The sequence below is a fragment of the Leeia speluncae genome, assembly GCF_020564625.1.
In the GTDB taxonomy this organism is placed as follows: domain Bacteria; phylum Pseudomonadota; class Gammaproteobacteria; order Burkholderiales; family Leeiaceae; genus Leeia; species Leeia speluncae.
Genome location: NZ_JAJBZT010000006.1, coordinates 21,438 through 43,766 on the forward strand (window position 1 = coordinate 21,438; position 22,329 = coordinate 43,766).

A 22,329-nucleotide genomic window follows, 5' to 3' on the forward strand; every position below is an offset into this window, starting at 1 on the left:
GTCAACATGGTTTCTTCTGATATACATGCCAACTTACTGGCCAGCATCGATTCGGTGCTGGCCAGTTTGTCTTTTAAGCCCGCCAAACTTACCGTTGCCCTGTCTGGTGGTTTGGATTCTGTTGCCCTGCTGCATTGCGCACATAACTGGTGTCAGCAATATCAAGTACTGCTATCCGCTCATCATGTGCATCATGGGCTTAGTAGATATGCAGATGACTGGTTGTCATTCTGCCAATCACTTTGTGAATCTCTTGGTGTCGAGTTTTCTTCAACCAAGTTAACACTGACCAGAGAAGGCGGGGAGAGCTTAGAAGCTTGTGCCAGAGATGCTCGCTATCAGGCATTGGCAACTCATGAGACCGAGGTTTTTCTGCTGGCCCAGCATCAAGATGATCAGGTAGAAACTGGCATGATGATGTTGCTACGCGGGAGTGGGCCGGCGGGGCTTGTTGGTATGCCTGCGGTTCGTCAGGCGGATGGCAAGTGGTGGCTTCGGCCTTGGTTAAGTATTCCTCGGCAACAGTTGTATGCACTAGCTGTGCAGCAAGGTTGGCAATGGGTAGAGGACGAAAGTAACCAAGACGTGCGTTTTGACCGTAATTTTTGGCGACAGACCGTACTGCCGGTGATTGAAGCGCGTTATCCTTCCTACCGTGCTGCGATTTGTCGCTCGCAAAAATTGCTAAGAGAATCGATGTCAATTGCTGAAGACTTGGCTGCAATTGATTTGCAAACCTGCCAGACGCAATCGAATTCACTGCGCCTTGGTGCTTTGCTAGGTTTGGCGGATTACCGCGCAAAAAATGTGCTTCGACATTGGTTGGTAAAGATGCACCAACATCAACCACCTTCTGCAGTATGGCTAGAAAACTTATGGAAGCAATTACAAACATCACGCATCGATGCGGAAATTCGCATTCCACTTCCTAATGCGGTGCATTTTGTAGGCGTCTATCGCCAAGAATTATTTTTTGAAACCGCTCGATTTACCGAGTTCTCGGTGTTTACCTTAGCGGTTGATTGGCATTCGACCGCTGGTGTTGTACCGATTCCCCATTGGCAAGGCTCGCTTCATTGGCAGCAAGTGGACGGGGACGGAGTTCGACTGGATTGGCTTCGCAGTGAGGTTGCTATCCTAAGAGGACGCCAAGGCGGAGAGAAAATTAAGCTTTCTTCAAATACACCCACAAAGTCATTAAAGCAATGTTGGCAAGAAAAGGGGATTCCCCCTTGGCAGAGAGAGGTTGCCCCGTTGTTGCTCCTTGCTGATCAGTTGGCATGGGTGCCAACATTAGGCTATGCCCATGCAGCGAAAGCGGCACCTAACGAAATGGGCATCCTATTTTCCTGGGTGTTCGATTAATCTATTTGCCAGTGGTTACATTGGGGATGACTAACGGTTTAATCCCTAATGACTGCAGTTCCCGCGTGGCGGCCTCTGCTGCTGTCTTGTCTTTGAATGGTCCAATCACCACTCTAGATTCTAATCTCACAGGAATGCCTTGTTCTCGTAATTTTTGGTACAAGGTATTCGCATTCTCATATTGCCCAAATACACCTGCTTGAACGGTATAAGACTGAACGGCAAGATGGTTGTTGTTAATCGGCATGGTTGCTGCTGGTACGATCGGTTTTGCCGGAGGGGTAATGGGTTGCGGTTTGGCGGAACTTGGTGTCACGCTTGGCGTTGGTTGCGTCAGGCTTGGTTTGGTAATGGTGGTAGTTTTAGTTTGTGCTGGTGCTGGCTTTGCTGGGATCGCTAGTGGTGTCCCTGGCAGGTTGTCGATGGTCGTTGGTTCGTTGTTGCTAATGACTAAACTATCATTTGCTTTAGGCGTAATTCTACCTGCATTGTTCACAACAACCGGTGGGGCAGGGTGGCTACTTACGGCTTCTACTTTGGGTGTGGATGAAACGCTGGAGGATGCAGGGGCTTCAGAGGCTGGTTGCTCAATATATTCCGCTTTGGATGCAACGACGTCAGGTTTAATTGTTGGTGTAGTTTGTGGCGTAACTGTTGCAGCAGCAGAAGCTACTGTATCTGCCTTTTCAGGTGAAAGTGTTTTTTGCTGACTTTCTTTTAGTCTGCTCAACGCGTTTAGCACAACAATTGCTGCCATGATTAGCGCGATAGCAATCAGCACACGGCGAATCGCTTGCTGTTTGATTTCATTGTCATTTGGCTGCTGTTCTGGCGCTTGCATTCTTTACCCTGGCTGATTTGTATATTTCGTTTTGTATTGTTATTTTCCTTTGTACAAGCGCTCCTAGCAAGATAAAGACATGCAGATGTAATCCTGTTGTTGTTTTTCTTTGCTAAATTCTGGTAATTCTCTCTTTGCCTGATACAATGATTCATTAAATATTCGCTTTATTTTCAGGATTTACATGTCTTCTGTTCGTTATCTTTACGGTATTCATGCTGTGCAAGCAGCCCTTCGCCAAGCGCGTCATCGTTTTTTCGAAATCTATTGCCAAGATGGTAGAGATGATGGTCGGATGAAAGGTGTTCTGCAATTGGCGACAGAGCGTAATGTGCCTGTAAAACGAGTTTCTGCCTCTCAGTTGGCCGAGCGAGTGGGTGAAGTTATTCACCAAGGCGTTGTCGCCAAAGTGGAGTTTGCACCGTTAGCTAAGCATTTAGACGATGTGTTGGCAGACCTGAAAGAACCACCGTTGCTATTAGTGCTAGATGGTATTCAAGACCCGCATAACCTAGGTGCATGCTTACGCACTGCCGATGGTATGGGGGTGCACGCGGTGATTGCGCCTAAAGACAAGGCGGTTGGGTTAAATGCAACCGCAGCGAAAGTGGCGTGCGGTGCGGCAGAAACGGTACCGTATTTAACCGTCACTAACCTTGCTAGAACGTTGCGAGAAATTAAAGATCAAGGAATTTGGATTGCAGGTACGGCAGGAGAAGCGAATACCGATCTATTTGGTTTTAAGCACACTGGCCCAATGGCATGGGTGCTTGGCAATGAAGGGCAAGGCATGCGTCGCCTAACCCGAGAATTATGTGATGAATTGGTTAGCATTCCAATGTTTGGCCAAGTGGAAAGTTTTAATGTTTCCGTGGCCACAGGGATGGTGCTTTCTGAAACTCGCCGCCAACGATTTTTGGCTGGATAATTTGCAGGTTTCTTGATTGATTTGAGTCTATTTGTTAGTGTTTTGTACCGATTGCTGAAAATGAGTATTGAAATGGCAGATTGAAGTGGGGCAAACTCAATGCCTTATTGCCTTGCAATCAATGCATCAAGCAATTGTAACGATGACCGAATTTAATTATTTCTGGTAAGTACACATAGTGTTTGAACAACAGACAATTCTAATCGTTGACGATGAATGGATGGATCGATCTATTCTGACTGAGCTATTGAAAAACGATTATCGTTTGATTCTGGCCAAGAACGGCGAGCAAGCTGTTCATAAGGCGGCAAAGTATTTACCTGATCTTATCTTGCTAGACGTTGTATTGCCTGATATCAGTGGCTATGAAGTACAACGTCGTTTGCGCGAGCAGCAGCGTACTCGGCATTTGGCAGTTGCTTTTATTACCAGTCAAGATTCTGCGGATGATGAAGCCTATGGAATATCATTAGGCGCATACGATTACATCACCAAGCCTTTTCATCTGGCGGTAGTAAAAGCGCGAATTGCTAATATTCTTCGCTTAGAACGTCAGCGTGCATTGCTGGAAAAACTAGCTAGCTTAGATGGTTTAACCGAAGTACATAATCGTCGTAAATTTGATGAGATTTTAATAGAAGAATTTCATCGATGTGCCTCTTGGGAGGCGCCATTGTCTATGGCTATGTTAGATGTTGATCATTTCAAAGCATTCAATGATTGCTATGGTCATGGCAAGGGTGATGATGTGTTGAAGTTAGTAGCTCGTTGCATGCGTGTTTCAGTTCCACTTTCATCTGGCTATGTTGCCAGATATGGTGGAGAAGAGTTTGTCATGTTAATGCCCGGTGTGTCTGAGCAAGATTCAATGGGTATTTGCAGGCAAACCATTCAACTCGTGCAGGATTTGAATGTCCCGCATGAAAAATCGACCGCTGCTGATGTGCTGACTGTTAGTATTGGTGGTGTGACTGTTTTTCCTTCGCTTGAAGAGAGCCCATCTAGAATTCTCCGACAAGCTGATTTCGCCCTGTATTCCGCTAAAAAAGCTGGCCGTAACCGCATTTTGTGGTACACAGAATGCGCTGAGAGTGCCGAGCCTCCACTAGTGAATCAATTAAATTAATTGCCATTTTTCTGTGAGTTGCAGAGAGTTGGTGTCTTAGTGTATAATCCACGGTTTACCAAAACCTTGCCTGATCGATACGCATACGGCAGGCTTTAACCAAAAGGAGCAAATATGCGCCACTACGAAATCGTTTTTATCGTTCATCCAGATCAAAGCGAACAAGTGCCAGCAATGGTTACTCGTTACAAAACTCTGATCGAAGGTAACGGTGGCAAAATCCATCGCCTAGAAGACTGGGGCCGTCGTCAATTGGCTTACCCAATCCAGAAAATCCACAAGGCTCACTACGTATTAATGAATATCGAAGTGAACCAGGCTACTCTGGACGAACTAGAGCACGCATTCAAGTTCAACGATGCAGTATTGCGTCATCTAACTGTCAAAATGGACGAAGCGGTTACTACAGCTTCTCCAATGATGAAAGAAGAAAAATCTAAGTCTCTACTTGAAGGTGAAGCGAAAGCTGAATCTGCAGAGGCTTAATAAGCTTTTTTCTGTGTAACGGAATTCGGTGATGAACCAACTTGTACTGTCTGGAAAAATTAAATCCGCAGAACCAGTTAGTTACACACCAGCAGGTATCCCGGTTCTTCGTTTTTGGTTAATTCATCATTCAAGTGTGATGGAATCCGGTAAAGCAAGAAACGTGAGTTGTGAAATTGAATGTGTAGTATTAGGTGGATTGGTTAATCTATTAACCAATTTAAATGCCGATGCTGACTATGATTTCACTGGTTTTTTAGCTGCAAAAAATCTAAAAAACCCAAGACCTGTTTTTCACGTGACACAACTTGATGGTTTAGAAAACTTAAGTTAACAAATTCTGGCAAGGAGCGAGAAATGTCTCGTAATCTGTTCAAACGCAAAAAATTCTGCCGCTTTACGGCTGAAGGTATCAAACAAGTTGACTACAAAGATGTAGATCTACTAAAAGATTTCATCAGCGAAAACGGAAAAATCATTCCAGCACGTATCACCGGTACTAAGGCTCGTTATCAGCGTCAATTGTCTGTTGCGGTTAAACGTGCCCGTTTCTTGGCGCTGCTGCAATACACTGACAACCACTAAGACTGAGGCGATTCCACCATGCAAATTATTCTGATGGAAAAAGTGGCCAACCTCGGCCAATTAGGTGATGTAGTTAAGGTTAAAGATGGTTACGCTCGTAACTTCTTGATCCCTACAGGTAAAGCACGTCGTGCTACTGAAGCTAACTTGCAAGAATTCGAAGCACGTCGTGCTGAATTCGAAAAAGTGCAAGCTGAAAAACTAGCTGAAGCAAATGTACGTGCAGAGAAACTAGAAGGTTTCACTGTTACTATCACTCAAAAAGCTGGTGTTGATGGCAAACTATTTGGTTCTGTAACTAACGTAGACGTTGCTGAAGCACTAACTGCTGCTGGACACCCAGCTGTACGTTCTGAAATTCGTATGCCTAACGGCCAATTGAAAACTGTTGGTGAGTTTGAATTGGCAGTTGAACTACATTCAGACGTAGTTGCAAACATTACTGTTTCTGTTGTTGGTGAGTAATCATCTGCAAGCAGTAATTGATGCATAAAAAATGGCCGCTGATTCAGCGGCCATTTTTATTTGTATTTGAATATTAGTTGGCTACGAATGAACAAGCTAACTACACTAAAGTAAGTCAAAAATAGTAAATATTGATAGGTAGGTTGCAATGTCTGATTGGCGTGATGAATTGTCGGAGGCTGGCCGTGTGATTTTGGCTGCAATTGAGGGGCTGGCAAGTTCTGGCTCTCAAGTGGAAGCAAGGTCTTGGGCAATTACGCTGTCTGAAATGCTTGGCCAATTAATGGCACAAGAAGAAGACGCCCAGCTGAATCAAGTTTTAACGCTTATTCAGGGGAATTTGCCAGAGTTACACGAGGTGCTAATGCCTTGGGTTGAGGCGATTGCAACGAAAATAGACTCTACTCGTCCTCAAGCGACTACCCAGTTAATGGCATTGCCTATTTTAACGTGGTCTCGTTTCAAAATTCCTGACACAACCGTCTCTCTTCGTTACCTTGAAACATTGCACCAATATCTCGTGGAAAATGTTTTTGCAGGTGGTGTCGGTGTTTCGATTGTCAATAAATGGTTCTCTCCTGAGCAATTGCCATCAACTTATTCGGCCGCCTATAAATTATTACAATCCTTGCCAGATAAACATCCTGTGATTGATGTTTCACGTGCAAGCTATCCTGAAGTTGAACTTTACCTATGTGATGTGCGTTATTTGCTGATTAAAGTGAAATTGCCAAGGAATGGTGCGCTATTTGTCTGGCAAGAACCTCCATTTCAGAAAAGTAAAATGGATGTATTAGAAGGCTTAAATAGCTTTTTACAGCCGATGTTGACGACCACGCTGCCTGGTTGTGTGTCTAAAGCAATGTTGCCTGATGCGCTGTTTACCGCTTGGAAGACGGCGGATATGTCCTCTAGGCATTATGCAGTGAATGCAGCAGCGACTTTCTTATCGATGACTTTAGAGGTGGCGGTGGCCGATTTGGTTGCGACGGTGTCTGTCTTTGAGCGTGATGATGATGAAGAAATTCGTATTGGATTTACGACGCATGAACTAGGTGGTATTCAATATGGTTTGATTTGGCCTTTATGGGGTGATGATTTACCTAACCAACTTGTCGTTGTGAATGAATTGTTGACGAGTTTGGCGTTACGCGATGTGATTCATTTCTCTACGAATTATTCTGTATTAGAAGATGATGGTTTTGATACTCCTGCCTATGTAGATATGGATGGGCATGTGGTCGAGGCATTAATGCCAGAGAATACACCAACGGAATGGATGCTACATTGAGCTGCTTTGGGTAGCCGGTGATTTCAAATTGGAAACTATTTTGCTGATTTGTTGTCTTCTTTATTAATAGAAATAGTTAAATTAAATATTTATATTCAATTTAACTATGCAATATTCTTAAATGAATAGAATGAAAATAAAGGTAGAGATACATGCTTAAATCGTTTTCTTTGGCGGCTTCTTTTTTGTTGCTTTGCAATAATTCTGCTTACGCAGAAGCATTGAATTATGATGTTGTCCAGCTGCAGGCTGGTGCGAAAGCACAAATTCAAAATGATACGATCAGTGCTAATTTATTTAACGAGTTAAATGATGCAGATCCACAACGCTTAAATCGCATGTTGGATAAGCAATTTGATGAAGCTGTATTACTCTCAAAGCAGTATCCTTCCGTTAAGTTGCAATTGTCATTGCGTCAAACGTATCCGGTTTATGGCCAAAATAATAAGCTGCAATCATGGCGAGGGCGGTTAGAATTGAATGTGTCTGCTCAGGATATTACCGCTGCTAGTGTATTAATCGGCAAGCTGCAGTCTCAATTTGTGATTAATGGTGTTGGTTATTCTGTTTCTGAAGCAAAGCGATCTTCTGTAGAACAAATGGTCACCAAAGAGGCGCTTAAGTCTTTTCAGGATAAGGCAGGGGTTGTAACTAGTACCTTAGCGCCTGGTAAGCAATATAAATTAGTGAATTTGCAGGTTTCTACAGAAATGCCAAGACCATTGATGGCGGTAAAGGCACTGTCTAAGGAAATGGCCGCGCCATTGTATGATCAAGCGAATGCTGGCGAGTCTGATTTATCGGTTCAGGTCTTTGGTTCTATTCAGATTCAGCCTTAATGGGATGTACACGCACAAATAAAAAGGCAGCTAAGGCTGCCTTTTTATTTAACGCTTCGGTTGATCGACTAAATTCTCATTGAGTCTTCAGATGCGCCAGAGTTAACTGCATTAATGAACCAAGTTGGTTTTCTGCCTTTGCCGGTCCATGTTTCAGCTGAGTTTGCAGGATTGGCAAATTTGGCAACACCAGTAGGTTTTTTCACATTTCCTTTTTTACCTAGGAAAGAGAATAATTCCTGTACGGATACACCAAGTTGGGAGGCTCTTTCTTGTACCAAGTTTGCTAATGCGGAGGCTTCTTGCGCTTTTCTCGCTTGAATTTCTTTATCAACGTCTTGGCGTAGTTGGGCTAGCTGGTCAAATGACAAGTCTGTGAGCTGGATGGCCATTTCAATTCGTCCTATTCGAAGTCTGGTTTTTGATATGTTTTAATTCATATCAATGCTGAAATGTCGTTCTTGTTTTATGTTTACTTAATCATAGCATATTATTTTTTTTCTGATAGTTGAGTGCTAAATAAGTTCAATGCGTAAGTTTATTTTTATAAACTAATTGATCAGTTTCAGATTTAATTGTTTCAATTGTTAATGAATGCGCTTCCTAAAATCGTTTTCAGGAATATTTAAATGGCTAACATTCGCGTGCTTTCTTTGAATATGCATAAGGGAATGAATGCATTTAATCGACGCTTGACCGTTCATCGATTGGCCTCTTTATTGAAAGATGCCCAGCCTGATTTGATCTTCCTGCAAGAGGTGCAAGGGGAGCACCGTATTCGTGAAGATAAATGGATCGACTGGCCAAATCATCGACAGGATACATTTCTCGCTAATCATTTGGATTTAGATGCGGTGTACGGAGGGAATGCTTTTTATCCGCATGGGCATCACGGCAATGCATTAATTAGTGCTTTTCCATTAATCCACTCTAGGAATGTGGATATCTCTCAGAACAAGTTAGAGCAACGGGGGATGTTGCATTGCATTTACCAAATGGGGTCGATGCAACTTCATGCAATTTGTGTTCATTTAAATTTGTTAGCGAATGATCGCAAGAAGCAATTGTTTCTGTTGATGGATGAGATACATCGGCATGTTCCATTCGATGCACCTCTCATTTTGGCGGGCGATTTTAATGATTGGCGAAATGAGGCAACGCATCTGCTACTAACCCATGCCGGGCTGCATGAATCTACTTTTGCATTAAAAGGACGATTACCTAAAACGTTTCCTGCTGGTTGGCCTATGCTTTCATTAGACCGGATCTATTTTCGTCATTTAAAGGTGCAAAGTACAGAGGTAGGAGATCGTCTTACCTGGAGGGGGATTTCTGATCATTTACCCTTATCCTCTTCTTTTGATTTGTAATTGAGAAATTTGAGAAGAAGGCTGTGCTGGCGACTTGAAAATTTTGCTTTTCTGAGGAATCAGATGATTGGCGTTCCTCTTTCGGTCTATCAGTTGCATACTATGTCGTGCCTAGTCCTTTTCATGTCGAAATCTGTCAGCAATTAAAGCCCCCTCTCTAGTCAAATTGCCTGACAACTAAAATTTGCAAAAATACTTAAATTTACAACCTAAAAAGTTGTAATTTGCCATTCTTGTGGCTTGCTTTATCTGAAAGGAATCAACGTGTCTGATCACATCTTGCGCAGTTATATTGGCGGCCAATACGTACAAAGTACCCGTCAGGAGTTTGCTGACAATTTAAACCCAGCAACAGGCGAAGTGTTGTGTCAGATTGATAAAGCAGGTGACGATGAAGTAGATTTAGTCGTTGCTAAGGCAAAAGAAGGTTTTGCGATTTGGTCTGCAATGACTGGCGCAGAGCGTGGCCGTATTTTAAATCGCGCAGCACAATTGCTACGTGAACGTAACCAAGAATTAGCCGAACTAGAAGTGCGTGATAACGGTAAGCCAATTCAAGAGGCTGTGGCGGTAGATGTATTGTCTGGTGCGGACTGTATTGAGTACTTTGCGGGCTTGGCTGCTGGCATTCATGGCGACCAGTACCCGTTGAAAAATGCATTTGCTTATACACGTCGTGAGCCACTAGGTGTTTGTTTTGGTATTGGTGCTTGGAATTACCCAATCCAGATTGCATGCTGGAAATCAGCTCCAGCTTTGGCATGTGGTAATGCAATGATTTATAAGCCAGCCAGCTTAACCCCAATGTCTGCTGCAAAATTGGCTGAAATTTACTCTGAAGCTGGTGTGCCGGATGGCGTATTTAACGTGATTCAGGGTAGCTCGGATGTTGCGCGTAAATTAATTGCGCATCCTGATATTGCCAAAGTATCGCTAACAGGTTCGACCGAAACGGGCAAAGCCATTGTGGCAGATGCAGCGAAAACACTAAAACGCGTGACCATGGAGCTTGGTGGTAAGTCGCCGTTGATTATTTTCCCAGATGCGGATCTAAAACAGGCGACATCTGCAGCGATGCTGGCTAACTTCTATACACAAGGCGAAATCTGTACCAACGGTACCCGTGTGTTTGTGCATGAAGACATTTACGAAGCGTTTTTGGCTCAGTTAACTGAGCGTACCAAGAAATTGAAAATTGGTGATCCGATGGATCCAGAAACCCAAGTGGGTGCGATGGTTTCCAATGATCATGCAGACACGGTGATGTCTTACATCGAGCGTGGTTTGCAAGAAGGTGCTCGTCTAGTATGCGGCGGTAAAAAGGTCGAAGTGAAAGGTTGTGAGGGCGGTAGCTTTATTCAGCCAACTATTTTTGCTGATTGCGTGGATACGATGACGATTGTTCGCGAAGAAATTTTTGGACCGGTGATGTCTGTATTGCCATTCCGTGACGAAGAAGAAGTCGTGCAGCGTGCCAACAATACGCGCCTAGGTTTGGCTGCCGGTATTTTCACAAAAGACTTAACACGCGCACACCGTGTGATTCATCAATTACAAGCAGGTGTTTGCTGGATTAATAACTACAACATTACGCCAATTGAAATGCCATTTGGCGGGATGAAAGAGTCAGGCATTGGTTCCGAAAACAGCCATGCAGCAATTGATCATTACACTCAAATTAAGAGTGTCTATGTTGAACTTGGTGAAGTTGCTTGCCCTTACGAGTAAGCAATTTTTGACCAGGTAAGATTAGTTGCAGGGTTTTTAATGCATGTAATAGATGTCATTTACGGATGAGAGAGAAGTATGGCAAAGGAATTTGATTACATCATCGTTGGCGCAGGTTCTGCTGGTTGTGTATTGGCAAACCGCTTAACGGAAGATGGGGATGCAAAAGTATTGTTACTAGAAGCAGGCCCGCGTGACTGGAGTATTTTTATTCATATGCCTTCGGCGTTTGCATGGCCGTTGAAGGATGATAAGTACAACTGGTACTACGAATCGGAACCTGAGCCATACATGAATAACCGTAAAATGTACTGCCCACGCGGCCGTGTGTTAGGTGGTTCTTCGTCTATTAACGGAATGGTTTATATTCGTGGCCATGCGCTGGATTACGATGGCTGGGCGACTCGCAAAGGTCTAGAAGACTGGGATTACGCGCATTGCCTACCATACTTCCGTAAAGCAGAAACTCGCCATAAAGGCGGAGATGCTTATCGTGGTGATAATGGTCCGCTGTTTGTCAGTACTGGCCCATGTACCAACCCGCTATACAATGCCTTTATCGAGGCGGGGGTAGAAGCTGGGTATCCGTACACCGCTGATATGAATGGACATCAGCAAGAAGGTCTTGGCCCAATGGATATGACCGTTCACAAAGGTCGCCGTTGGAGTACCGCGATGGCGTATCTGCGTCCTGCGATGAAGCGTAGTACCTTAACGGTGGAAAGCCGTGCGTTGGTGACGCGCATTTTATTCGAGGGTAAAAAGGCGGTTGGGATTGAATACAGCCAGAATGGACAGTTGCATCGTGTGAATGCCACTCGTGAAGTGATTTTATCTGGTGGTGCGATTAATTCCCCACAAACACTTCTTCTATCTGGTGTTGGTCCTGCTGAAGACTTGAAGAAACTAGGTATTCCTGTTGTGCATGATTTGCCTGGTGTGGGTAATAACTTGCAAGACCACATTGAAGCGTATGTACAAGTGGCTTGTAAAAAACCAATCACATTATATTCTGCGCAAAATCCACTAGCGATGTTAAAAATTGGCGTGCAGTGGTTACTAACCGGTACAGGGATTGGTGCGACTAACCACTTTGAATCGGGTGGATTTATTCGTAGTGAAGCTGGGGTGAAACACCCTGATTTGCAATACCATTTCTTGCCAATGGCAGTTAGCTATGATGGTAAATCAGCAGCTACTCAGCATGGTTTCCAAGCTCACATTGGCCCAATGCGCCCAACTAGTAAGGGTTATGTGAAGCTAAAAACCGCTAGCCCGAAAGATAAACCAAAAATCTTGTTCAATTACATGATGACAGAGCAAGATCGCAAAGAAATGCGTGCGGGTATTCGTTTGACCCGTGAGATTTTTGCGCAAAAAGCGATGGATGAATTCCGTGCTGAAGAACTAGCGCCAGGTAAAGGTGCTACCTCTGATGCAGATATTGATGCCTTTGTTCGCGATAAGGCGGAAAGTGCATTGCATCCATCATGTACCTGCGCAATGGGTAGTGCGGATGATCCAATGGCAGTGGTAGATGGTGCTGGCCGTGTATATGGCTTGCAAAATCTGCGGGTAGTGGATGCATCGATTATGCCTGATGTGGTGAGTGGTAACTTGAATGCACCAGTGATCATGATGGCAGAAAAGATGGCTGATAAGATTCGCGGCAAACAGCCATTACCTGCGAGCAATGCGCCTGTCTGGATTCATCCAGAGTGGCAGACTAAGCAACGTTAATATTTTTTGTATACCTAGTCTAATGAACTGATTCGTATTATGGTATACCATGATTGGCTTGGATAGGATATAGTCGTATCCAAGCCAAAAATGGGGCGAACTAGTACAAGTTAAAGTGATAATTTGTCTCAATAATTATCGTATTAAGTTGATTAGTTTGTGTAAGCTGTTTTAATACCCATCCGTTTCATAAAAATACTCTAAATAGCCGGACAGCCCGCGTAAAATGTCTGGGAAAGAGTTGACGAGAGGAATACACATGACACCCGAACAGCAAGCCGCTGTTGCAAGTGTGTTATCTAGCAGAAAAGATGAACCCGGCGCGCTATTGCCCGTTCTGCACGATATCCAGCACATCCTTGGCTTCATCCCTGAAGCTGCGATTTCCGATATTGCCTTTGCCATGAACCGCTCGAAAGCAGAAATTCATGGTGTGATCAGTTTCTATCACGATTTTCGTTTGGCACCACCTGCTAAGCACGAGCTTCGCTTATGCCGTGCAGAGGCCTGTCAATCGATGGGAAGTGATGCGCTAGCCGCGCACGTTCATTCCTGTACGGGCGTAGATGATCATGGTGTGACAGCGGATGGCCAATTATCTGTTCGCCCTGTGTACTGTTTAGGTGCCTGTGCGACCGCGCCAGCTATGCTGCTAGATGACAAATTGTATGCGCGCGTGTCTAAAGAGAAATTAGATAGCTTATTGCAGCCCGTTTTGAAATCAGGAGGCGAGCAATGAGCGTTATTCGTGTTTATGTTCCTTGCGATTCGATTGCCCGTGGTGTTGGTGCTGATGATGTGGCGAGTGCCATTATTGCAACTGCCAAAGCGCGTGGTGACAACGTTGAGGTAATCCGTAATAGCTCCCGTGGCATGTTCTGGCTAGAGCCTCTCGTGGAAGTGGCAACCGATGCGGGTCGTGTGGGTTATGGCCCTGTTTCGGTAGAAGAGGTTGCCTCATTATTTAACGCCGGCTTTTTGACTGGTACGGATCACGCATTGTCGATTGGCTTGGTAGAAGAACATCGTTACCTCAAAACCCAAGAGCGTTTACTGTTTGCTAGGGCAGGGGTGACTGATCCACTATCTTTAACTGATTATGAGGCAAACGGCGGTTATGCCGGTTTACGTCATGCCGTTAAGATTGGTGCAGATAAAACGCTAGACGAAGTGCAAACTTCTGGTCTTCGTGGACGTGGTGGCGCAGCTTTCCCTGCCGGGATTAAATGGGGCACGGTAAAAGGCGCTAAAGCCGATCAGAAATATGTCGTCTGTAATGCTGACGAGGGTGATTCTGGTACCTTTGCTGACCGTATGCTGATGGAAGGTGATCCGTTCTTGCTGATTGAAGGCATGACGATTGCTGGCTTAACCACGGGTGCAACACAAGGTTATATCTACGTCCGTTCTGAATATCCGCAAGCCATTGCGCATCTTGAAGCGGCAATTAAAACCGCAGAAGCGGCTGGCTACTTAGGCAATAACGTCATGGGTGGCGGGCATGCTTTCTGGCTTCAAGTAAGAAAAGGTGCTGGCGCTTATATCTGTGGTGAAGAGACTTCGTTATTAGAATCGATTGAAGGGAATCGTGGTTTAGTACGAGCGAAACCACCATTGCCTGCGTTACAAGGGCTGTTTGGTAAACCAACCCTGGTGAATAACGTCTTGACCTTGGCTTCTATTCCAGACATCTTGGCAAAAGGTGGCGAGTACTATCATAACTTTGGTATGGGACGCTCTCGTGGCACCATGGCTTTCCAGTTGGCAGGTAATATTCGTTTCGGCGGCCTAGTGGAAAAAGCATTTGGACTGACACTGCGTGAACTGCTAGAAGGTTACGGTGGTGGAACGGCTAGCGGCAAACCGATTCGTGCCGTGCAGGTGGGGGGGCCGTTGGGTGCTTGGGTGCCTGAAGCGCATTTAGATACCGAACTTGATTACGAAGCCATGGCAGCTAAACAAGCCATGCTAGGACATGGCGGCTGTGTTGTGGTGGATGATTCGGTGAACTTGGCGAAATTAGCCCAGTTTGCGATGCATTTCTGTGCAGAAGAATCGTGCGGAAAATGTACACCATGCCGTATTGGCTCTACCCGTGGGGTAGAAGTGATCCAGAAAATTCGTGATAAGCAAGATCAAGCGAAAAATGTGGCCTTGCTTGAAGATTTGTGTGAAACCATGTTGCATGGTTCTTTGTGTGCGATGGGCGGGATGACACCATTCCCTGTCATGAGTGCATTACGTCATTTCCCGGAAGATTTCGGCCTAGCTAGCAAGGAGGTGCAATCATGACCTGCAGCCACATTCAAGAATTGGATCATGGAACGCCGCTACGCAAAAGCGAGCACATGGTTACCCTAGAGATTGACGGCGAAAGCGTGTGTGTACCAGAAGGTACCTCGATTATGCGTGCCGCCATGGAGATGGGGACAAAGATTCCTAAACTCTGTGCGACAGATAGCCTAGAGCCATTTGGTTCTTGCCGGATGTGTTTGGTCGAGATTGAAGGCCGTCGTGGTTACCCTGCTTCTTGTACCACACCGGTTGCGCCTGGCTTAAAAGTAAAAACGCAGTCACCTAAGTTGGCAGATTTACGCCGTGGTGTGATGGAACTTTATATTTCTGATCACCCGTTAGATTGCTTAACGTGTTCTGCAAATGGTAATTGCGAATTACAAGATACCGCTGGTGAAGTGGGCTTGCGTGAAGTGCGCTATGGCTTTGATGGTGCAAACCACTTAAAAGCAGAAAAAGACGAATCTAATCCGTATTTCACATACGATCCTTCTAAATGTATCGTGTGTAATCGCTGCGTACGCGCTTGTGAAGAAACACAAGGTACATTTGCCTTAACCATTGATGGTCGTGGTTTTGCGTCTCGCGTATCTGCTGCGGGTGGCGATAATTTCCTTGATTCTGAGTGTGTGTCTTGTGGCGCGTGTGTGGAAGCTTGTCCAACCGCAACCTTAATGGAAAAGTCTGTTATCAAGATTGGCCAAGCAGAACATGCAATTGAAACCACCTGTGCATATTGTGGGGTAGGGTGTTCATTCAAAGCTGAGATGCGCGGAAATGAATTAGTTCGCATGACGCCAAGTAAGAATGGCCAAGCAAACCAAGGCCATTCTTGCGTGAAAGGTCGTTTTGCATGGGGTTATGCAACACACCCAGACCGCATTACAAAGCCAATGATTCGTAAGAACATCACCGATCCTTGGACAGAAGTCAGCTGGGATGAGGCGATTAACTACGCGGCAAGTGAATTCAAGCGCATTCAGGCAAAGTATGGCCGTAACTCGGTTGGTGGTATTACCTCTTCTCGTTGTACCAACGAAGAAACCTACTTGGTTCAGAAACTGATTCGTGCCGCGTTTGGTAACAACAACGTAGATACCTGCGCTCGTGTTTGCCATTCTCCAACTGGTTATGGTCTAAAACAAACCTTGGGTGAGTCAGCCGGTACACAGACATTTGAATCGGTGATGAAGTCTGACGTGGTAATTGTGATGGGTGCTAACCCAACCGATGGTCACCCAGTATTTGCATCTATCTTGAAGCGTCGCCTTCGCCAAGGCGCGAAGCTGATTGTGATTGACCCACGCCGCATTGATTTGATTGATACTCATCACGGGCGTGCGCAATATCACTTGCCGCTGCGTCCGGGTACTAACGTCGCGATGCTGAATGCCTTGTCTCATGTCATTGCGACAGAAGGCCTGATTGCGGAAGAGTTTGTGGCAGAGCGCTGCGATATGGTGTCATTTAACAAATGGCGTGAATTCGTTAGCCAAGCAGAAAATTCTCCAGAAGCACTAGAAAGCATTACTGGTGTGCCTGCGGCCGATGTTCGTGCAGCTGCGCGTCTGTATGCGGAAGCTGGTAATGGCGCGATTTACTACGGCTTGGGCGTAACAGAGCATAGCCAAGGTTCTACCACCGTGATGGGGATTGCTAACCTAGCCATGGCAACCGGTAATGTTGGTCGTGAAGGCGTTGGTGTTAATCCGCTACGTGGACAGAACAACGTGCAGGGCTCTTGCGATATGGGATCTTTCCCGCATGAGTTCCCGGGCTATCGTCACGTAAGTGATTTGGCGACCCGTGAGCTATTTGAAAATGCATGGGGCGTACCGCTACAGTCTGAACCGGGTCTTCGTATTCCAAACATGTTTGAAGCCGCGCTAGATGGTAGCTTCCTTGGTTTGTATTGCGAAGGGGAAGACATTGCACAGAGTGACCCGAACACCCAGCACGTTACCGCTGCGTTAAGCGCAATGGAATGTATAGTGGTTCAGGATATCTTCTTGAATGAAACAGCTAAGTTTGCCCACGTGTTCTTGCCGGGTAGTTCTTTCCTAGAGAAAGACGGCACATTTACCAATGCAGAACGTCGTATTTCACGCGTTCGTAAAGTAATGCCGCCATTGGCCGGCAAAGCCGATTGGGAAGTAACCGTTGAGCTGGCAAAAGCGCTAGGGTTTGAGATGCACTACAAGCATCCATCCGAAATCATGGATGAAATTGCAAGGCTCACCCCAACGTTCAGCGGCGTTTCTTACGAGAAGCTAGAACAACTAGGTAGTATCCAGTGGCCATGTAACGATGAAGCGCCAGAAGGTACGCCAACTATGCACATTGATGAGTTTGTGCGTGGTAAAGGCCGCTTTATGCTGACCCGTTACCAACCAACGGATGAACGCGCAAGCAAACGCTTCCCGCTACTATTGACGACTGGCCGTATTCTTAGCCAGTACAACGTGGGTGCGCAAACTCGCCGTACCGATAACACCGCATGGCATCCGGAAGACGTGATCGAATTGCATCCAGTGGATGCAGAAGAACGCGGCATTTCTGATGGTGATTGGGTGGGTGTGGCTAGCCGAGCAGGGGAAACCGTATTGCATGCGCGTGTGTCTGATCGGATGCAGCCGGGCGTTGTGTATACGACGTTCCACTTCCCAGAATCTGGCGCCAATGTGATCACTACCGATAACTCTGACTGGGCGACAAACTGCCCTGAGTACAAAGTAACGGCGGTGGAGCTCATTAAGGTAAGCCAGCCATCTGAATGGCAAAAACGCTATCGCGAATTCTCTGAGCAGCAAGCTGAATTGCTGGCCGCGAGAAAAGCGAACCGCACACCGGCATAAGTAGCAAAGATGCTGGATCAGGTGAAAGCAGCGGTTTCTGTTTCTCAAATTCAACAAGGAGAGGCAGAAACGGCTGATGATTGGCTAGCAACAGAAGTACCGGTTGCGCTGGAGTACAACGGGATTAGTCACGTTGTACTCATGGCTACCCCAGACCAATTAGCGGCACTTGGCTTGGGGTTTAGCTTGTCAGAACAGATTATTCAGCATCCCCAAGAATTATTTGATGTAGAAGTGATTGAAGCAGCTGACGGGTGGCGGATCCAAATGGAAATTGCCACTCCACGCTTTTTAGCACTGAAAGAGCGTAGACGCCAACTAACAGGGCGAACTGGCTGCGGCTTATGTGGCACCGAATCGCTTGCCGATGTGTGGCGGCAATTACCAGCAAAACCGGCAGGTGAGTTAGCCGTACTGCCAACCCCTGATTATCAAACGATACGGGACGCGTTTGACGCATTTAGCCAAAAGCAGCCGTTATTTGCTGCTACGGGTGCATGTCATGGCGCAGCTTGGTTAGATGCCAATTCAATGGTATCGATTGTGTGTGAAGATGTGGGTAGGCACAACGCCTTAGATAAACTGATTGGCACAGTGGTTCGCCAATCAGAAACGCAGCTGTCAGCAGGCTCCTTGCTACTAACTAGCCGAGCGAGTGTGGAGATGGTGCAAAAATCGGCGGTGATGGGGATTCGACAAGTGATTGTGTTATCTGCGCCGACCGCATTAGCAGTGGAAATTGCGCACCGAGCAGGGATTAGCCTAATTCGCTATCAGCCTGGAAAAAGACGCTTAGTGGTTTTTTGATTCGCTTTAAAGAACATCATCAGAATGAAGTCCACCATTTGTTGTGAATTGCACGATGAAGTGGGAAAGAGAGAACAGAATGCATATTGAAAACCTGATCAAAATGGCAAACCAAATTGGCCAATTTTTTGATGCAGACCCTGACCATGCGTTGGCGGTAGAAGAGATTCGTCAGCATCTAATTAAGTTTTGGGCGCCGCAAATGCGTAAGCAAATTCAAGACTATGTGCTAGCTGGCGGTGAAGGGATTGGCGCAAGAGCAAAAGAGGCAATCGAGACGCTACCGACCCCTGTGGTTGGGTAAAATGTCTTGCCAGAAAATGGCAAAACGCGCTATGATGCGCGTCTTCTCGGAAAGGTGGATGAGTGGTTTAAGTCGCACGCCTGGAAAGCGTGTTTAGGGTAACACCCTAACGGGGGTTCGAATCCCCCCCTTTCCGCCACTATTCAAGATAAAGCCCTGATTTTTCAGGGCTTTATTTTTTTTTTTGTGCTTCTTTGGCCCACATCCTGATCCACATAAAAATTCTGTTTTTTTATGCTTTTTCACTTCGGAAAAGCTAACAATCCTTTCTTGCTTCATGAAATTTTTTTCCGAAATGAACAGTTAACTGTAAATATCTAGCGCAGTTGAGTCTATACCCTATTAGACACCGTTTGTGGATGTACTAGGAGTGAAATGAAGGGCACCCCACTTCACATTAACTTCTGATATTGATATGGGGGTAAGGGTTTAAAATGAACCAAATCATTTGTTTTTTAAGGTTGCCAGATGTACTAAGGATTATTCCGGTTTGCAGGGCTACTTGGTACAACGGGATAAAGCAAGGAAGGTTTACCGCTCCTGTAAAATGTGGAGCTCGTCTTTCTATGTGGCGTATGAGTGATATCCAAAAACTTGTGGTCGATATCAGTAACTCTAATATCCAATGAGTCTGGTTTAACTGCATGATGGAGATGTGAGATAGCCTGAAAAAACAGACACACCTGTTTGTTAAAATGGAACTAACAGGAGGATGACGTGAGTAAGAGAGTTACACAAAGCTATACACCAGAATTTCGGACAGAAGCAATCAAACTAGTTATAGAGCAAGGCATGTCTGTTGCAGAAGTATCCTCAAGACTTGGTGTGAACCAAGGCACGCTCGCCGATTGGGCAACGAAAGCACGTAAGCTAAAGATGTCGAGAACTGAGAGCAATGGGGAACAAAGTGTTGAATCACTGATCGCCGAAGTTCGACGGCTACGCAGGGAGTTAGCTGACGCCAAAATGGAAAAGGAAATATTAAAAAAAGCGACGGTGTACTTTGCCAGGGAGTCGCTGCCCGGTACGCGTTCGTGAAAGCTTGGCAACCCCAGTTTCCTATAAAAATGTTGTGCCGTACTTTATCTGTATCACGCAGTGGATATTACGCTTGGCTAATTTGACTACCGTGTAAACGCTATTTAGAAAATGATCGGTTACATATAGCGATTCGTGCTACTCATCGAAAAACACGTAAGACCTACAGCGCTAAACGCTTGCAAGTTGAACTGCATGCAGAAGGCTTTCTGGCTGGTCGAGACAGGATTGCAAGGCTACGTAGGGAAGAGGTATTCTCTGCATTCAGCGGCGTAAATTCAACGCAACAACCAACTCGAATCATCAGCTGCCGGTCGCGGCAAATCTGTTGGAACAACAATTTGCGCCAACAAGGCCTAATGAAGCGTGGGTGAGCGATATTACCTATATCTCGACCAAGGAAGGTTGGTTATACCTTGCTGGCATCAAAGATATTTTTACTTGTGAAATTGTCGGTTATGCCATGAGCTCGCGGATGACAAAGGATTTGGTCTGTCAGGCACTGTGGCAAGCAGTGAAGTGGAAGCGACCTCCGTTAGGCCTAATTCTGCATTCGGATAGAGGAAGTCAATATTGTGCACATCACTACCAAAAGTTGGTGAAGCAGTTTGGTATGAGGGCTTCTATGTCACGTAAAGGTAATTGCTATGATAATGCGCCCATGGAAAGCTTCTGGGGTAGTTTGAAGAATGAACTTATCTACCAGCATTGTTATGAAACGCGTGCAGAAGCAGAGGCATCTATCCAAGAATACATAGAAATATTCTACAACCGACAGCGAAGACATTCACGACTGGGTTTCGTAGCGCCATCTGTTTACGCACTGGAATTCAGCAAAAAGCAGCAACACGCTTAAGAGATGGTGTGTCTACTATTGTCAGGGCAGGTCAGTTCATAACTACACACAGTAGTTTGGGCAGCCTTGTATCCTTAACTCAATGCCTTGTAAATCGGTATAAAACCAATACTCCCACTTACAACTAATCTATCCCCGAATGCTTTCCATTAGATTGTCCTAATCTTTGTAGAGATGGAAACAAAAATCCAATGATGGAAATAAAGCCACCTAGACAACCCGAAAGAATAAAAATCCAGCGAACCCCCAATGTTTCGCTCAATGGTGTAATCACTAATAAGCCAACTGGAGCTGAAAGACTCATGATTGCATTCAGGATTGAAAATACTCTGCCTTGTAACTGATTAGGAACAAGTGTCTGAAGCATCGTTGTCAGAGGTACATCGCCAAAAATGAAGAACACCCCACTCATTACCCACCATGCAACAGCCACACCAAACAAGTTGCCCGGCACCAAGGCGGTTAAAGCAATCGAGAAACAAGAGCAAGCAAATCCAACAAGTATCCAAAGAATAGGTCGCTGCGGCACCATTGCACCAACGGCGACACCACCGATTACCATCCCGATACCCGATAGCCCTTCCATCCATGCCACCTGAGTTGGGCTGCCACTGAAGTGCTGTTTTACTAACATTGGCAGTAGGGTAAATGCGGGCATGATGACCAGAACAGTAGTTGCAAGCAAGATAAACAGCGCAACCAAACCTGGTGTATTACGAACCGCACTCAGTCCTTCTTTGAACTCTACCAATATCCCTGGGCGAGATTGATTGGGAGTAAAGATCTGAGGAATACGAAAACAAAGCAGGGGCAATACTCCGCATATCGCAGTACACACATCAATCGCGAGTGCCCAGCCAATTGGCATAGCACCGATTGCCATCGCCCCAAGAGGAGCGGCGGTCACAACTGTCAGGCTTTGCAATGCATGCTCGAAGCCAGTTGCTCTTGGCAAGAATTGCCGGGGCACCAACATGTAAATACTCGCAGCGGCAGCAGGCATTTGAAATGCCTGCATGGCACTTCTGATGGCCATCATGACCCAAGCATGCCAAAGCGCTATGTGGGCGGTCAGAAACAAAATAATCAGCACAACCATACACAATGCGCTTATTACATCTGCCAAGATCATGAGCACGCGGCGACTATAGCGGTCGGAAAACACACCACCCAAGGGGCTCAGTAGCGCCTGGGGAAGCATTGCAGCGACGCCAGCAATCGCTAAGTCGCTCACATTGCCGGTTGTATCAGTAATCCACCATAACAAAACAAACTGTGTCAGCGCTGAGCCGCACAGTGAAAGCCCTTGTCCGATAAAGATCGACCAAAACCGTAGCCTCCATTTGTCTCCATTTTCTGGAGGCGCAGAGTGTTGGTGGGCATCCATCAGGTAAAGTGAGCTCATCCAAT

At 45.7% G+C, this 22,329-nt stretch carries 21 protein-coding genes, 1 tRNA gene and 1 pseudogene; 20 read left to right on the top strand and 3 right to left on the bottom strand.

The genetic code is table 11. The annotated features are described in order from the left end of the window. Positions 1-6: 6 nt before the first annotated feature. Positions 7-1,365 carry a tRNA lysidine(34) synthetase TilS gene (gene tilS / locus LIN78_RS11520; RefSeq protein ID WP_227180989.1) on the top strand — a complete coding sequence of 453 codons (1,359 nt, stop codon included), beginning with the start codon at positions 7-9 and terminating at the stop codon, positions 1,363-1,365. A 1-nt stretch (position 1,366) separates the two neighbouring features. Here tilS and LIN78_RS11525 read toward each other — a convergent pair whose 3' ends face one another. Continuing rightward, positions 1,367-2,206, bottom strand: a complete 840-nt coding sequence (locus LIN78_RS11525; protein ID WP_227180990.1) for an SPOR domain-containing protein — start codon at positions 2,204-2,206, stop codon at positions 1,367-1,369. Between the two features lie 184 nt (positions 2,207-2,390). Between LIN78_RS11525 and rlmB the strand changes: the two genes are divergently transcribed. The 8 genes from rlmB (at position 2,391) to LIN78_RS11565 (ending at position 7,926) form a co-directional block, all read left to right on the top strand. After that, positions 2,391-3,134, top strand: coding sequence for a 23S rRNA (guanosine(2251)-2'-O)-methyltransferase RlmB (gene rlmB / locus LIN78_RS11530; RefSeq protein WP_227180991.1), 744 nt, complete (start codon positions 2,391-2,393; stop codon positions 3,132-3,134). A gap of 178 nt (positions 3,135-3,312) precedes the next feature. Beyond that, complete coding sequence (locus tag LIN78_RS18355; RefSeq protein WP_227180992.1) at positions 3,313-4,260, top strand: diguanylate cyclase; 948 nt, start codon at positions 3,313-3,315, stop codon at positions 4,258-4,260. Positions 4,261-4,374: 114 nt separating this feature from the next. After that, positions 4,375-4,746: a 30S ribosomal protein S6 gene (gene rpsF / locus LIN78_RS11540; RefSeq protein ID WP_227180993.1), complete on the top strand. Its 372-nt coding sequence runs from the start codon at positions 4,375-4,377 to the stop codon at positions 4,744-4,746. Between the two features lie 31 nt (positions 4,747-4,777). Continuing rightward, positions 4,778-5,080, top strand: coding sequence for a primosomal replication protein N (gene priB, locus LIN78_RS11545; protein WP_227180994.1), 303 nt, complete (start codon positions 4,778-4,780; stop codon positions 5,078-5,080). Between the two features lie 23 nt (positions 5,081-5,103). Then, positions 5,104-5,331, top strand: coding sequence for a 30S ribosomal protein S18 (rpsR, locus tag LIN78_RS11550; protein WP_227180995.1), 228 nt, complete (start codon positions 5,104-5,106; stop codon positions 5,329-5,331). A gap of 18 nt (positions 5,332-5,349) precedes the next feature. Beyond that, entirely contained in the window at positions 5,350-5,796 is a 447-nt protein-coding gene (gene rplI / locus LIN78_RS11555; RefSeq protein ID WP_227180996.1) for a 50S ribosomal protein L9, read from the top strand. Positions 5,797-5,944: 148 nt separating this feature from the next. Next, positions 5,945-7,087 (top strand): DUF2863 family protein, encoded by a 1,143-nt coding sequence (locus tag LIN78_RS11560; protein ID WP_227180997.1) that lies wholly within the window; start codon positions 5,945-5,947, stop codon positions 7,085-7,087. A gap of 152 nt (positions 7,088-7,239) precedes the next feature. Next, entirely contained in the window at positions 7,240-7,926 is a 687-nt protein-coding gene (locus LIN78_RS11565) for an SIMPL domain-containing protein (RefSeq protein ID WP_227180998.1), read from the top strand. Positions 7,927-7,994: 68 nt separating this feature from the next. On the opposite strand, the gene LIN78_RS11570 is transcribed toward LIN78_RS11565, so the two are convergent. Next, complete coding sequence (locus LIN78_RS11570; RefSeq protein ID WP_227180999.1) at positions 7,995-8,318, bottom strand: H-NS histone family protein; 324 nt, start codon at positions 8,316-8,318, stop codon at positions 7,995-7,997. A gap of 237 nt (positions 8,319-8,555) precedes the next feature. Between LIN78_RS11570 and LIN78_RS11575 the strand changes: the two genes are divergently transcribed. The 11 genes and pseudogenes from LIN78_RS11575 to LIN78_RS11625 all read left to right on the top strand — a co-directional run bounded on the left by LIN78_RS11575 (position 8,556) and on the right by LIN78_RS11625 (position 20,919). Next, entirely contained in the window at positions 8,556-9,296 is a 741-nt protein-coding gene (locus LIN78_RS11575) for an endonuclease/exonuclease/phosphatase family protein (RefSeq protein WP_227181000.1), read from the top strand. Between the two features lie 264 nt (positions 9,297-9,560). Continuing rightward, on the top strand, positions 9,561-11,024 hold the full coding sequence (betB, locus tag LIN78_RS11580) for a betaine-aldehyde dehydrogenase (protein WP_227181001.1): 1,464 nt from the start codon (positions 9,561-9,563) through the stop codon (positions 11,022-11,024). 78 nt (positions 11,025-11,102) lie between these two features. Continuing rightward, a complete protein-coding gene (gene betA, locus LIN78_RS11585) occupies positions 11,103-12,764 on the top strand; it encodes a choline dehydrogenase (protein WP_227181002.1) in 1,662 nt (553 codons plus the stop codon). 259 nt (positions 12,765-13,023) lie between these two features. Then, positions 13,024-13,503 (top strand): formate dehydrogenase subunit gamma, encoded by a 480-nt coding sequence (locus LIN78_RS11590; protein ID WP_227181003.1) that lies wholly within the window; start codon positions 13,024-13,026, stop codon positions 13,501-13,503. After that, complete coding sequence (locus LIN78_RS11595) at positions 13,500-15,056, top strand: formate dehydrogenase beta subunit (protein WP_227181004.1); 1,557 nt, start codon at positions 13,500-13,502, stop codon at positions 15,054-15,056. The genes LIN78_RS11590 and LIN78_RS11595 overlap by 4 nt, the downstream gene beginning before the upstream one ends. Next, a complete protein-coding gene (gene fdhF, locus LIN78_RS11600) occupies positions 15,053-17,914 on the top strand; it encodes a formate dehydrogenase subunit alpha (RefSeq protein WP_227181005.1) in 2,862 nt (953 codons plus the stop codon). The genes LIN78_RS11595 and fdhF overlap by 4 nt, the downstream gene beginning before the upstream one ends. A gap of 9 nt (positions 17,915-17,923) precedes the next feature. Next, positions 17,924-18,721 carry a formate dehydrogenase accessory sulfurtransferase FdhD gene (gene fdhD / locus LIN78_RS11605; RefSeq protein WP_227181006.1) on the top strand — a complete coding sequence of 266 codons (798 nt, stop codon included), beginning with the start codon at positions 17,924-17,926 and terminating at the stop codon, positions 18,719-18,721. Positions 18,722-18,800: 79 nt separating this feature from the next. Further along, positions 18,801-19,025 carry a formate dehydrogenase subunit delta gene (locus tag LIN78_RS11610; RefSeq protein WP_227181007.1) on the top strand — a complete coding sequence of 75 codons (225 nt, stop codon included), beginning with the start codon at positions 18,801-18,803 and terminating at the stop codon, positions 19,023-19,025. A gap of 48 nt (positions 19,026-19,073) precedes the next feature. Next, positions 19,074-19,164, top strand: a tRNA-Ser gene (locus LIN78_RS11615). Between the two features lie 295 nt (positions 19,165-19,459). Continuing rightward, positions 19,460-19,654, top strand: a complete 195-nt coding sequence (locus tag LIN78_RS18405) for a helix-turn-helix transcriptional regulator (protein WP_227181008.1) — start codon at positions 19,460-19,462, stop codon at positions 19,652-19,654. 88 nt (positions 19,655-19,742) lie between these two features. Further along, positions 19,743-20,919 (top strand): annotated as a pseudogene (locus LIN78_RS11625) (IS3 family transposase). 124 nt (positions 20,920-21,043) lie between these two features. On the opposite strand, the gene LIN78_RS11630 reads toward LIN78_RS11625, so the two are convergent. Beyond that, positions 21,044-22,324, bottom strand: coding sequence for an MFS transporter (locus LIN78_RS11630; RefSeq protein WP_227181009.1), 1,281 nt, complete (start codon positions 22,322-22,324; stop codon positions 21,044-21,046). Between the last annotated feature and the right edge of the window lie 5 nt (positions 22,325-22,329).